Raw genomic sequence first — 13136 nt, forward strand, 5'->3', positions numbered from 1 at the left:
GACGGACAGGCCGCTGGAATCGGTGGCGGTCAAAGCGAGGCACAGCACCGGCTCGGCCTCGAAATCGACGGCGATGCCATCCTTCAGCTTCAGCAGGGTTCCGGCCACCTCGAAGCGCTCGTCGTCCACGCTGTAGGTGAGGCTGTCGCCATCGGGGTCGTGCGCGCCCACCGTCCCGACCACCGCGCCCGGCCGCGCCTCCTCCAGCGCCAGCGTCGAGAGAGTGATGTCGGTCGGCGCCTCGTGCACCGGCCGCACGGCGCGCGCCTCGCCCGGGCCCTGCATCAGGTAGTGCAGCATCGGGTTAATGCCGGCCTCGGCCACCTCCGGGTTGTCGGCCAGATACTTGCCGCCGTCGAACCGGGCCGAAGGGTCGCGCTGCTCGCGCCAGCCGAAGCGCAGGTAATGCTCCAGCGGGTCCATCCTGCTGGCGGCGACGTCGGGGTTCTGTGCCAGGTAGTGGTCGCGGTCGAACACCGCGTTGGCGGCGCGGCCCTCGGCGCGGCCGAACAACACGTAGTGCTCCTGCGGGTTCATGCCGGAGCGGGCGACGTCGGGGTTCTGCTCCAGGTAGAACGCCGCGTCGAAGCCCAGCACCTCCAGCGCGCCCGGCGTGGCGGAGCGCCCCTCGAAGCGGCCGAAGGCGATGTAGTGTTCCAGCGGGTCGATGCCGGCGGCGGCGACATCGGGGTTGGCGGCGAGATAGGCGGCGGTGTCGAAGAAGGGGGAGGGGTCGCGCCCCTCGCGCCAGCCGAAGACGCGGTAATGCGTCAGCGGGTCGATGCCCGAGGCGGCCACGTCGGGGTTGGCGGCCAGATAGGCCTGGGCGTCGAACAGCCCGCCGGTGGCGCGGCCCTCCTGCCAGCCCTGGCTGGCATAATGCGTATCGGCATCGGCGCCGGAGAGCCAGACATCATGGTTGCGGCTGTAGTACAGGAGGTCCTCGACCAGCAGGCCGCCATCGGCGTCGTCCACCGTGCCATCGGTGAACACATAGCGCCCGCCGGCCGTGGCCCGCACCGGCTCGCCCTCGGGCCCCCACACGGTCACCACGCCGCCATTCCGCTGGATCGTGGCCTCGGTGAGACGGAAATTGAAGGTTGTGGTGTTGATGGACATGCTTTCCCCCGGACCCGCCGGCGTTTCCAGAAAAACCGCCGGCTTTGCCATTTTTTATACAGGGGATATTAATTTATTGTCCGATCAAAATAATGTTTCCAGGACGTGCAATGTGAGACAATGTAAGAATGGTGGGCACCATGACTGAGCCGGATGCCAAGGCGCCGGAGATCTGGATCGACGGCGATGCCTGCCCGGTGCGCGAGGAGGTGTTCCGCGTCGCCGGGCGGCTGGGCCTGGTGGTGCATGTCGTCTCCAATGGCGCGCGGGGCATCCGCCTGCCGGAGGTGCCCTGGATCCGCCGCGTCATCGTGGCCGAGGGCGCCGATGCCGCCGATGACTGGATCGCCGAGCGCATCCGCGGGCAGGATCTCTGCATCACCGCCGATATCCCGCTGGCCTCGCGCTGCCTGGCGCGCGGCGCGCGGGCGCTCTCGCCCAACGGCCGCGTCTGGACCACCGACAACATCGGCAGCGCCCTGGCCGGGCGCGAGGTGGCGCGCCACCTGCGGGAGATCGGCGCCACCACGCGCGGCCCGGCGCCGATGGCGGCCGCCGACAAGTCCCGCTTCCTCTCGGCGCTGGAGACGGAGGTGCAGGCGGCGATCCGGGGCGTGAGCAACCCGGCGCCGGTGCTGTGGCGGCCGGGACTCGACATCTGAGGCGGCGGGGGAGGCGGGGCTCTCCTCCCGCTTCCCGCCCGCCCGCTCAGGGCGTGGGCGCGTCCGGCGGCAGCAGGGCCTGCTCCTTCAGCGCGGCCCAGAAGGCGGCGGGGATCTCCTGCTTCATCAGCGCGGCGTTCTGGCGCACCCGGTCAGGGTGCTTGGCGCCGGGGATCACCGACGCCACCACCGGGTGCGCGGCGCAGAACTGCAGGGCGGCAGCCTTGAGGTCCACCCCGTGCTCGGCCGCCACGGCGGCCATGCGGTCGCGCGCCGCCACCTGCTCGGGGCCGGCTTCCTGGTAGTCGAAGTTGCGGCCGCCAGCGAGCAGACCGGAATTGTAGGGGCCGCCCACCACGATGTGCGCGCCGCGCCCGGCGCAGAGCGGGAACAGCTCCTTCAGCCCCGAAAGGTCCAGCAGGCTGTAGCGGCCGGCGAGCAGGAACACGTCCGGGTCTGATTCCTTCAGGGCGCGAATGCAGGGCTCGGTCAGGTTCACGCCGAGGCCCCAGGCGCGGATCAGCCCCTCCTCCCGCATCCTGGTCAGCTCGCGGAACGCGCCATCGCGCGCAGTGCGGAAGGCCTCGTCATAGCCGTCGCCCAGGTGGTCGGGGGCGAGGTCGTGCACATAGGCGATGTCGATGCGCCCCACCGCCATGCGCTGCAGGCTGTCCTCCACCGAGCGGCGGGCGGCGGCGGCGGAATAGTCCACCTGCCGGCGGAACATCAGCCCGCTGACGAAGGGCTCGCCGATCTCGGGCTCGACGCTCGGCACCAGCAGCCGGCCGACCTTGGTGGAGAGCACGTAGTCGTCGCGCGGCTTCTCCCGCAGCACGGCGCCGAAGCGGTGCTCGGAGAGGCCGGCGCCATAATGCGGGGCGGTGTCGTAGTAGCGGATGCCGCTTTCCCAGGCGGCCTCCAGGCTGGCCTCGGCGGTGGCCTCGTCCACGCGGTCGAACATGTCGCCGAGGGGCGCGCCGCCGAAGCCGAGCGGGCCGGGCGGGGCGAAGCGTTGGCTGGGCATCGGGCATCTCTCCTGCTGGCGGGGCGGCGCCCGGGCAGGGCGCCGCGCTCAACGGAGAGACGCCGCCCGGCGCCCCGGGTTGCCGGCTCAGCCGGCGGGGACCAGCTCGATGCGCTGCATCTCCATCGCGTCCACCGCCGCGCGCGAATAGAGCAGGGGCACATACTCGCCCCGCGCCCAGTGGGGCGCGAGATCGGCGTAATGCGGCGAGGCCGGGTCGCCCGACTGGCCCGGCGCGTTGATGCAGAGGCTGTTGTCCCATTCGCCGACATCCATCACCAGCCGGACCGAGGCGCCGTAGGTGCAGCGGAAATCGGAGGGGCGGTAGCCGGTGTGCATCGGCGTCGAGGCGCTGCCGCCGACGCGGAAGGGGCCGACATCGAGGTTGCCCGCCTCCGGCGCCACCCCCATCAGCGCGTGGCTGAAATAGCCCTGGTGCAGCCGGCCCCACTGCCACTCGGCCGGGGAGACGCCCATGCGCGCCTCGCAGTCGCGGAAGGCGGCGAGCAGGCACTCGGTCAGCAGCGCGTCGCGCGCGCGGGCCGGGTCGGGGCCGAGCCGGGCATCAGGCTGCTCCACCGCGCGCAGCAGGCTCTCCATGTCCTGCGGCAGCAGCAGCGGGCGCAGCGTGGCATCCGGCACCAGCGCCGCCAGCAGGCGCGGCTTCAGGTGCTTGGTGACGAACACCTCGAACAGCGCGGCGGCGGCGCTGTCCGCCTCCAGCCGGTGGTCCCATTCCTCCAGCAGGGCGCGGGCGGCCCACAGCTCCGGCTCGCGCCCGCGCGGCAGGGAGAGCAGCAGGGCGCAGAGGCGGCGGGCGGGCAGGGAGGTGACATCCGTCTGCAGGTCGGTGGAATCAACCAGCGTCAGCAGCGGGCCGCGCGTCAGCGCCTCGCGGATGCGGCGGGCGCGGGAGGCCTCGGTCCACTCATAGCCGAAGGTCTTCCGCGCGTGCGGCCAGTCGGCCGGCATGTTCTGCTCGTTGGCGCTGTGCACGAAGCCCTCCAGCGGGTCCACCCGCCAGGGGTATTCCGCCGGGTCCAGCAGGCCGGACCATTCGTGGCTGCCATCGCCCGGCACGGGCAGCAGCCCGTCCCAGTTCGGCCGCTGCGGCGCGAAGCCGGCCGGCGCCCAGGCCACCGTGCCCCCGACATCGGCATAGACCTTGTTGACCGAGGGCGTGCCCCAGCGGCGCAGCGCCTCGCGGAACTCAGCCAGGCTGCGCGCCCGCATCGAGGAGAGGCTGCCGAGATAGGGCGCCGCGCCGGGCTGCGACCAGACGGTGCGGATGGCCACCGCCCGCCGCGCCGCGCGGTCCTCGGCGATGACGGGGCCGTGCCGGGTGAAGCACAGCTCCAGCACCTGCTCCGGCGCATCCTTCACCGCGAAGCGCTCCTCCACCACCTCCATCGGCTCGAAGCCGCCGGCGTGGCGGTAGTGGCGCGGCATGTCCCGCGCCATCTCATAGACATAGACATCCTCCTGGTCCGCGCCATGGATGGTGAGCGCGAAGGCCGCCGTGCCGTTGTGGCCGATGGAGATGCCCGGCACCCCCGGCTCGCCGGCGCCGATGGCGTTGAAGCCCGGCGCCTCCAGATGGACGATGTAGCGCAGCGAGGGCGCCGCATGGGCGCGGTGCGGGTCGGAGGCCAGGATCGGCCGGCCGCTCTCGGTGCGGCTGCCATGGATGGCCCAGTTGTTGGAGCCTTCCATCTCGGCGCCCTGCACCACCTCGCCGAGGTCGCTCACGCCCGTCCAGCGGCGCCAATCCTCCAGCGGCGCGGCGAGGCGCTCAGCCGAGAAGGTGACGCCGGCGGTGGCCAGCTTGAACTGCGTCAGCACCTCGACGCCAAGGGCCGAGAGGTCCAACCCCTCCGCCCGCACCGGCTCCTTCATCGGCTCCAGGTTCTTGCGCAACAGGTCGGTGGCGAGGTCGGCGCGGGAGAGGATGATGGCGCGGATCACCTCCGAGAGGGCGTTGCGCGTCAGGCTGTGGCTGCGGATGCGCACCACGTCCTCCGCCGCCCAGCGCTGCGGCCGCGTGCCCATGGCGCGGAACTCGGGTGGCAGGCGGGCGGGCTCGGCCTCCACCAGCGCCACATAGGCGTTGATGCCAGCGACGAAGGCCTCGCAGATGGCGCGCGCATCGGGGGCGTAGGCGGCGAACTCGGCCTCGATGTCGCCGCGATAGAGGAAGAGGCGGGAGGCGCGGTCCTGCGCCAGGTAGCCGGGGCCGAAATCGGCGGCGAGCAGGCCGAGGCCGCGCTTGCGCCAGAGGTCGATCTGCCAGAGCCGGTCGCGCGCCGCGTTGAAGCCCTGTGCCAGGAACAGGTCGTGCTCGTTCTCCGCCCGCAGGTGCGGGATGCCCCAGCGGTCCACATGGATCGAGGCCGGTTGCCGAAGCCCGGCCACGGCGATGCGGTCATGCGGCGGCAATGTGCCGGTGGGGGTGGTCTCGGTCATCGGTCACGGCGTCCCTGGCAGCGCGAGGGCGGGAGGCTAGAAGCCCGCGCCGCGGGGCGCAATCCGGGGAAAAGCCGTGGCGGGACAAGGCGATATCGGCATGCGATTGCCGCCCCGCCATCCCCGCCGCGCAACGGCCTTCAGCGGCCGCTGCCGCCGCTCAGGGCGCGCGCCGCCTCCAGCGCCAGCGGCGCGAAGCGGGCGGCGAAGCGCGCCGCCGGCCACTCGGCCAGCGAGCCGGCCACATGGATCGCCCCCACCGGCCGCCCCTGCTGGTCGAGGATGGCGGCGCCGATCACCACCTCGCCGATCAGCATCTCCTCCTGCGCCAGGCAGTAGCCCTCGCGCCGGGCCAAATCGATGCGGGCGGTGATGGCGTCGGGGTCGAGCAGCGTCTTGGGCGTCACCGGGCGCAGATCGGCGCGGTTGAGCAGCGCGGCCACCTCCTCGCGCGGCAGGTGGGCCAGGCAGGCGCGGCCGCCGGCGGCGGTGAAGCTCGGCAGGCGACGGCCCACCAGCGTGGCGAAAAAGGTCTCCCGCTTGGTCTGCCGGCGCAGCGCGTAGACGATGGTGGTGCCGTCGAACAGGCTGAGGTCGACGCGCTCGCCCGTGCTGCGCTGCAGGTCGATCACCACCGGGGTGGCGCGCTCCACCAGCGGCCGGCTGCGCAGGAAGTCGAAGCTGCGGTCGAGGATCTTGCGGCCCGGCGTGTAGCCGCGCCCGTTGTTGCCGCGCTCCAGGTAGCCGAGCTTGAGCAGGGTGTGGGCCATGCGCTGGGCGGAGCTGCGGTCGATGCCGGAGAGGGCGGCCAGCTCGTTCAGGCTCAGCTCGCCCGGCTGCCGTGAGAAGGCCTCCAGCAGCGCCAGACCCTTCTGCAAGGATTGCACGAACAGCCTGTCGTCCGCCATTTCCGGCCCCTCCCGTTGTGCCGGGCGTCTTGGGGCCATGGCGGCCATGGTGCAAGAGCGAAGGGGAAAAACCCGCCGCTTTCCGCCCTGCCGCCCTGGATCACCGCGCCGGACGGGGGCATGATCCGCGGCCCTGCCGCCTGCCAAGAGGATCTGTCCGCCATGGCGCTCCGCTGCGACCTCATCATCCGCGATGCCACGATCTACGACGGCACGGGGGGGCCGCGCCGGGTGGGCGATGTCGGCGTCAGCGGCGACCGCATCGTGGGGGTCGGCGACCTCGGCGGCATGAGCGCCGACCGCGAGGTGATCGGCACCGGCAAGGCCATCGCGCCGGGCTTCATCGACGCGCACACGCATGACGACCGCGCCGTGCTCTGCGGCCCGGCCTGCACGCTGTGCAAGATCAGCCAGGGCGTCACCACCGTGGTGGTGGGCAATTGCGGCATCAGCCTCTCGCCGATGCGCCACACCGCCAAGCGCCCGCCCGCGCCGCTCGACCTGCTGGGCGACGAGCAGTGGTGGACCTTCGACAGCTTCGGCGACTACGCCCACGCGCTGAAGACCAAGGGCAGCGAGGTGAACACCTACGCGCTGATCGGCCACCAGACGCTGCGCGTCGAGGCGATGGGCGGCGACCCCTACCGCGCCGCGACGGACGCCGAGATCCTGCGCATGCAGACGCGGCTGAAGCAGGCGCTGGCCGAGGGCGGCTCCGGCTTCTCCACCGGCCTCTACTACGCGCCGAACGCCCAGGCCTCCACCGAGGAGGTGATCGCGGTGGGCGAGGCGATGCGCACCATGGGTGGCCTCTACGTCACCCACATGCGCGACGAGGCGGACAAGATCTGCGCCTCGATCGAGGAGACGCTGAAGATCGCCCGCCGCCTCGGCGTGCCGGCGCATATCAGCCACCACAAGTGCTCGATGCCGGAGAATTACGGCCGCTCGGTGCAGACCCTGGCGCTGATCCAGGCCGCCGCCTCGATGCAGGAGGTGGCCTATGACGTCTATCCCTACCCCGCCGGCTCCACCGTGCTGATGCCGGACCGGGTGCGGGATGATCTCCGCACCTTCATCACCTGGTCCGTCCCCTATCCGGAGATGGCGGGCAAGGATCTCTCCGAGATTGCGCGCGGCTGGAACACCGACCTGCGCGCCGCCGCCGAGCGGCTGACGCCGGCCGGCGCCGTCACCTTCCAGATGGACGAGGAGGATGTGCGCCGCATCATGCGCCACCCCCTCTCGATGATCGGCTCCGACGGGCTGCCGCATGACGAGAAGCCGCACCCGCGCCTGTGGGGCACCTTCCCGCGCGTGCTGGGCTTCTACACCCGCCAGCTCGGCCTGTTCGACATGGAGACGGCCATCCACAAGATGACCGGCCGCGCCGCGCAGGTCTTCGGCATGGTCGACCGCGGCGTGCTGCGCGAGGGCGCCTATGCCGACCTCGTGCTGTTCGACCCCAACACGGTGATGGACAACGCCACCTTCGAGAACCCGGTGCAGATGAGCGTCGGCATCGAGCAGGTCTGGGCCAATGGCGTGGCCACCTTCGCGGGCGGCAAGGAGACCGGTGAGAAGCCGGGCCGGCTGGTCACCCGCAACCGCTGAGGCGCGCGGCGCGGCACCGGAAAGGTCAGCATTATTGACCTTGATGCCGTTTCGCGCTTCGTTGCGGGCATGGAAACGCTGCTGCCGCTGCTGGGCTTCGCCATCGCCGCCTCGGTCACGCCGGGGCCGAACACGCTGATGGTGGCGGCCATGGCCGCGCGCGGCGGGGCGCGGGCGCCGCTGCCGGCCATGCTCGGCATCTCGGCCGACTTCGTGGTCCTGCTGCTGGTGGTGGCGCTGGGGCTGGCGGCGCCGCTGGCGGCCAGCCCCATGGCGCAATCCGCCATGCGGTGGGTGGGGGCGGGGTGGCTGCTCTGGCTGGCCTTCCGCATCGGCACCGCGCCGCCGCCGGCGCCCGGCGCGCCCGCGCGGGTGATGGGCTTCTGGGCCGCCGCCGCCTTCCAGTGGGTGAACCCCAAGGCCTGGCTGGTGGGGCTGGCGGCCATCGCCGCCTTCTCGGTGCCGGGGGAAGGGGCGCTGGCCGGCGGGCTGCGCATCGCCCTGGCCTTCGGGGTGGTCTCGCTGCCCTGCCTCGCCGTGTGGGTGGCGCTCGGCCTCGGCGCCGGGCGGGCGCTGCGCACGCCGCGCGCCTGGCGCGTGTTCAACGCCGCGATGGGCCTGCTGCTGGCCGCCAGCCTGCTGCCGCTGCTCGGCTGAGGGGCGTCATCCGCCGGTCATGGCGGGCATGGCATGCTGCGCGCCCGCCGACTCCGCCCGAGGCCCGCCATGGACAGCACCGCCCGCCACATCCTGGAGCTTTCCCGCCGCGGCCTGCTGCGCGGCGCCGCGGGGCTCGCGGCGCTGGCCGCGCTGCAGCCGCCCGCCGCCCGCCACGCCTGGGCGCAGCCGCGCTTCACGGCCGACCCCTTCACCCTTGGCGTCGCCTCCGGCGAGCCCTGGCCGGATGGCGTGGTGCTCTGGACCCGGCTGGCGCCGGAGCCGCTGGCGGGGGGCGGCATGCCGAGGCGCGCCGTGCTGGTCTCCTGGCAGGTGGCGGAGGAGCCGGAGATGCGGACCATCGCCGCCGAGGGGGTGGCGCTGGCGCGGCCGGAGCTGGGCCACGCCGTGCATGTGGAGGTCTCCGGGCTGCGGCCGGGGCGGCCCTACTGGTACCGCTTCCGCGCCGGCGAGGCGCTCTCGCCGGTGGGCCGCACCCGCACCGCGCCGGCGCCGGGGGCGATGCCGGGGCGGCTGCGCTTCGCCCAGGCCGGCTGCCAGCACTACGAGCACGGCCACTTCACCGCCTGGCGGCACATCGCGGAGGAGCCGGAGCTCGACTTCGTCTTCCACTATGGCGACTACATCTACGAGGGCGCTCCGCGCGGCGGCCAGCCACGCCGGCACAATTCCGACGAGCTGTATTCGCTCGACGACTACCGCAACCGCTACGCCCAGTACCGCCTCGACCCCCACCTCGCGGCGGCGCACGCGGCGCACCCCTTCCTGCCCTCCTTCGACGACCACGAGGTGCACAACGACTGGGCCGGCGCCTTCTCGGCCGATGACGGCACACGGCATGGCCGGCCCGCCGTGCCGCCCGAGATCTTCGCGCTGCGCAGGCAGGCCGCCTTCCAGGCCTGGTACGAGCACATGCCGCTGCGCGCCGCGCAACTGCCGCGCGGGTCGGAGATCACCGCCTGGCGCGGCTTCCGCTTCGGGCGGCTGCTGGAGGTCTCGGTGCTGGACACCCGCAGCTTCCGCACCGACCAGCCCTGCGGCGACGGCACCGTGGCGCCCTGCGCCGCCTGGGACGACCCGGCGGCGCAGATGCTGGGGCCGGCGCAGGAGGCGTGGCTGGCCGGCCGCCTCCGCCCCGGCCGGGCACGCTGGTCGCTGCTGGCCCAGCAGGTGCCGATGCTGCGCCGCGCCTTCGGCGGTGAGCCGCCGCGCCTGTCGATGGACAAGTGGGACGGCTACCCGGCGGCGCGGGAGCGGCTGCTGGCCGGCGCCGAGGCCGCCGGGCTGCGCGACCTGCTGGTGCTCTCGGGCGACGTGCACAGTGCCTGGGCCGGAACGCTGCACCGCGACGCCGCGGAGGGGCCGGCGCTGGGGGTGGAATACGTCGCCACCTCCATCTCCTCGGGCGGCGACGGTTCGGAGCAGCTTGGCGCCACGCCGGGGGTGATGGCGCGCAACCCGCATCTCCGCTTCTTCAACAACCGGCGCGGCTACACCCTGCACGAGGCGCGGGAGGAGCGGGTGGAGAGCACCTTCCTGGCCGTGGCCAGCGTCACCAGTCCCGGCGCGGCGCGGGAGGAGCGGGGGCGCTTCGTGGTGGAGGCGGGAAATCCGGCCCTGCTGCCGGGCTGAGACACGGCTTCCATGCGCTGCGCGGGTGCTTCGGCCGTAGCACTCGGGGGCGTGCTGGGTTTATCCTGCCCGGCCAAGAAATAGTCTGAGGACGCTAAGTGTCATGACGGTGCGCGGGTGGCAGCCCGGAAGCTGGCGAGAAATGCCGATCCGGCAGGTTCCGGACTATCCGGACCAGGCCAGGCTGAATGCGATGGAAGCCAGGCTCGCGAGCTTTCCCCCGCTGGTGTTTGCAGGCGAGGCCCGCAGGCTGCAGCAGGCCCTGGCCCTCGCCGGGCAGGGCCGGGCCTTCGTGCTGCAGGGCGGCGACTGCGCCGAGAGCTTTGCCGACTTCAAGGCCAACCCGATCCGCGACACCTTCCGGGTGCTGCTGCAGATGGCGGTGGTGCTCACCTTCGGCGCCTCGCTGCCGGTGGTGAAGCTCGGCCGCATGGCCGGGCAGTTCGCCAAGCCGCGCTCCTCGGACACCGAGACGCAGGATGGGGTCACGCTGCCCTCCTACCGCGGCGACATCATCAACGGCCCCGAATTCACCCCCGAGGCGCGCATCCCCGATCCCGGGCGGATGGAATTCGCCTACATGCAGTCGGCCGGCACGCTGAACCTGCTGCGCGCCTTCGCCACCGGCGGCTATGCCGACCTGCACGAGGTGCACCGCTGGAACCTGGGCTTCGTCGCCCGCTCGCCGCTGGCCGAGCGCTACCAGGACCTGGCCAACCGCATCGACGAGACGCTGCGCTTCATGGCCGCCTGCGGCGTGGCCTCGGCGCCGCAGATGCGCGAGACGGAGTTCTACACCAGCCACGAGGCGCTGCTGCTGCCCTATGAGGAGGCGCTGACCCGCGTCGATTCGACCACGGGCGACTGGTATGCCTGCTCGGCGCACTTCCTCTGGATCGGCGACCGCACGCGGCAGCCGGATGGCGCGCATGTGGAGTTCCTGCGCGGGGTGAAGAACCCGCTCGGCCTCAAGGTCGGCCCGACCACGGATGCCGACGAGCTGGTGCGCCTGACCGAGCTGCTGAACCCCGAGAACCTCCCCGGCCGGCTGACGCTGATCAGCCGCATGGGGGCGCAGAAGGTGGCCGAGAAGCTGCCGCCGCTGCTGCGCGCCATCCAGCGCGCCGGGCGCGAGGTGGTGTGGTTGTGCGACCCGATGCACGGCAACACCCACACCGCCGGCAGCTACAAGACCCGCTCCTTCGATTCCATCCTGGCCGAGCTGCGCGGCTTCTTCGACGCGCACCAGGAGGTGGGCACCTGGCCCGGCGGCGTGCATGTCGAGATGACCGGCAGCAACGTGACGGAGTGCGTGGGCGGCGCCCACCGCCTGACGGAGGCCGACCTCTCCGCCAACTACGCCACCTTCTGCGACCCGCGCCTGAACGCCGAGCAGGCGCTGGAGCTGGCCTTCCTGGTGGCGGAGGAGCTGAAGGCCCGCCGGCCGGAGGGCGCGGCGCTGCCGCTGATCGCGGCGCAGTGACGCAGGGCCACAACTCGGCGATGGTGGAGGACACCGCCATCGCCCGCCAGACGGACGCCTATTTCAACCGCACCAAGGCCATCGTCGGCCGGTTCGGGGATGCGCGGGTCACCTACGCGGTGTTCATGCGCCGCCCCGTGGTCTCCGCGCCAAGGCTGATGATCGACTGGCTGGAGCGGGTCTCGGCGGCGCGCGGCACGCCCTTCGAGATCGAGCTGGTGCACAAGGAAGGCGAGTGGGTCGGCGCGGGCGACCCGATGGTCTATCTCACCGGCTCCTTCCACGCCCTGGCCGATCTGGAGACGCTCTACCTCCAGAAGCTCGGCCCCGCCTGCGTGGCGGCGCACAACGCCTTCCAGATGGCGCTTGAGCTGCCCGGCGCCAGCTTCCTGGCCATGGATGCCCGCCACTGCGCCGGCGCCGAGATGCAGGAGATGATGGCCTACGCCGCCGCCGTCGGCAGCGCCGCCGCGCAGCGCGAGGGGGCGAAGGGCTTCATCGGCAACGCCAACGACGCCACGGCCCACTGGTTCGGCAAGAGCCACGGCTACGGCACCATGCCGCATGCACTGATCGGCTACGCCCGCAGCACGGTGCGCGCCGCCGAGATGTTCCACGAGACCTATCCGGACGAGCCGCTGACGGTGCTGGTGGACTATTTCGGCCGCGAGGTGACGGACAGCCTCGGCGTCTGCCAGCGCTTCCCCGAGCTGGCGGAGAGCGGGCGGCTGGCGGTGCGGCTCGACACCCATGGCGGCCGCTTCCTGGAGGGGCTGGACCCGGCAGAATCCTACGCCGTGCTGGAGCGGCACGTGCCCGGCGCCATCCGCCGCTACCGCTCCGAGACCGAGCTGCGGCACCTGGTGGGCACCGGCGTCTCCGCCGCCGCCATCTGGCGCATCCGCGAGGCGCTGGACGAGGCGGGCTTCCCGAAGGTGCGGATCGTCGCCTCCTCCGGCTTCGGCGTGACCAAGTGCCGGGTGATGAACGAGGCGCGCGCGCCGATCGACGTGGTCGGCACCGGCAGCTTCATTCCCAACACCTGGAGCGAGACCTACGCCACGGCCGACATCGTCTCCTATGACGGCGTGGCGCGGGTCAAGCTGGGGCGCGAGTTCCTCCTGCACCGCAACGGCGCCCGCCGGAAGCAGCCGGCCAACTGAGCGGCGCGGGACCGCACGGCCCCGCATCTCTTTCGTCACCGCGTTGCGGGGCGCGGCGGCACCGGCAGCCAGGCATCCAGCGCCAGCCGTCCGCCGCCGCGCACCGCCACCCAGAGCAGGCAGGCCGCCCAGACGCCATGCGTCGGCCAGGCGCCCGGGTAGACGAAGAGCTGGATCACCAGCGTCATCCCCAGCAGCGCCAGCGCCGCCAGCCGGCTGCCCAGCCCCAGCACCAGCAGCAGCGGGAAGGCGTGCTCGGCCGCCGCCGCCAGCACCGCCGCCACGCCGGGGTCCAGCAGCGGCAGGGCGTATTCATCGCGGAACAGCTCCACCGTGCCGGGCGCCAGGGCGAAGCCCTCCACCTTGGTGCGGCCGGACTGCCAGAAGATG

Annotated in this window: 10 protein-coding genes and 1 pseudogene; 6 read left to right on the forward strand and 5 right to left on the reverse strand. The window is 72.5% G+C overall.

Features of this window, described 5'->3' with window-relative positions:
* Window positions 1-1119: pseudogene (locus ACZJYS_RS17195) on the reverse strand (hypothetical protein); the annotation flags it as partial.
* A gap of 140 nt (window positions 1120-1259) precedes the next feature.
* Here ACZJYS_RS17195 and ACZJYS_RS17200 point away from each other — a divergent pair.
* The gene (locus ACZJYS_RS17200; RefSeq protein ID WP_109518575.1) at window positions 1260-1781 is read left to right on the forward strand and encodes a YaiI/YqxD family protein; all 522 of its coding nucleotides are present in this window, start codon (window positions 1260-1262) and stop codon (window positions 1779-1781) included.
* 46 nt (window positions 1782-1827) lie between these two features.
* Here the strand turns inward: ACZJYS_RS17200 and ACZJYS_RS17205 are convergent, their stop codons facing one another.
* The 3 genes from ACZJYS_RS17205 to ACZJYS_RS17215 form a co-directional block, all read right to left on the reverse strand.
* On the reverse strand, window positions 1828-2805 hold the full coding sequence (locus tag ACZJYS_RS17205; RefSeq protein ID WP_493179720.1) for an aldo/keto reductase: 978 nt from the start codon (window positions 2803-2805) through the stop codon (window positions 1828-1830).
* Window positions 2806-2892: 87 nt separating this feature from the next.
* Window positions 2893-5268, reverse strand: a complete 2376-nt coding sequence (locus tag ACZJYS_RS17210) for a penicillin acylase family protein (RefSeq protein WP_493179721.1) — start codon at window positions 5266-5268, stop codon at window positions 2893-2895.
* Between the two features lie 140 nt (window positions 5269-5408).
* The gene (locus ACZJYS_RS17215; protein ID WP_109518518.1) at window positions 5409-6176 is read right to left on the reverse strand and encodes an IclR family transcriptional regulator; all 768 of its coding nucleotides are present in this window, start codon (window positions 6174-6176) and stop codon (window positions 5409-5411) included.
* A 162-nt stretch (window positions 6177-6338) separates the two neighbouring features.
* Here ACZJYS_RS17215 and ACZJYS_RS17220 point away from each other — a divergent pair, with 162 nt between their 5' ends.
* The 5 genes from ACZJYS_RS17220 (at window position 6339) to ACZJYS_RS17240 (ending at window position 12746) form a co-directional block, all read left to right on the forward strand.
* Window positions 6339-7790 (forward strand): N-acyl-D-amino-acid deacylase family protein, encoded by a 1452-nt coding sequence (locus ACZJYS_RS17220; RefSeq protein ID WP_493179722.1) that lies wholly within the window; start codon window positions 6339-6341, stop codon window positions 7788-7790.
* A gap of 69 nt (window positions 7791-7859) precedes the next feature.
* Window positions 7860-8447: a LysE family translocator gene (locus ACZJYS_RS17225; protein WP_493179723.1), complete on the forward strand. Its 588-nt coding sequence runs from the start codon at window positions 7860-7862 to the stop codon at window positions 8445-8447.
* A 69-nt stretch (window positions 8448-8516) separates the two neighbouring features.
* Window positions 8517-10100: an alkaline phosphatase D family protein gene (locus ACZJYS_RS17230; RefSeq protein ID WP_493179724.1), complete on the forward strand. Its 1584-nt coding sequence runs from the start codon at window positions 8517-8519 to the stop codon at window positions 10098-10100.
* Window positions 10101-10203: 103 nt separating this feature from the next.
* Window positions 10204-11583 carry a class II 3-deoxy-7-phosphoheptulonate synthase gene (locus ACZJYS_RS17235; protein WP_493179725.1) on the forward strand — a complete coding sequence of 460 codons (1380 nt, stop codon included), beginning with the start codon at window positions 10204-10206 and terminating at the stop codon, window positions 11581-11583.
* A 20-nt stretch (window positions 11584-11603) separates the two neighbouring features.
* Window positions 11604-12746 (forward strand): nicotinate phosphoribosyltransferase, encoded by a 1143-nt coding sequence (locus ACZJYS_RS17240; protein ID WP_493179727.1) that lies wholly within the window; start codon window positions 11604-11606, stop codon window positions 12744-12746.
* A 35-nt stretch (window positions 12747-12781) separates the two neighbouring features.
* Here the strand turns inward: ACZJYS_RS17240 and ACZJYS_RS17245 are convergent.
* The coding region (locus ACZJYS_RS17245) for a DoxX family protein (RefSeq protein ID WP_493179726.1) at window positions 12782-13136 on the reverse strand (355 nt) is incomplete at its 5' end.

It is taken from the genome of Roseomonas sp. TS2 (assembly GCF_058833935.1).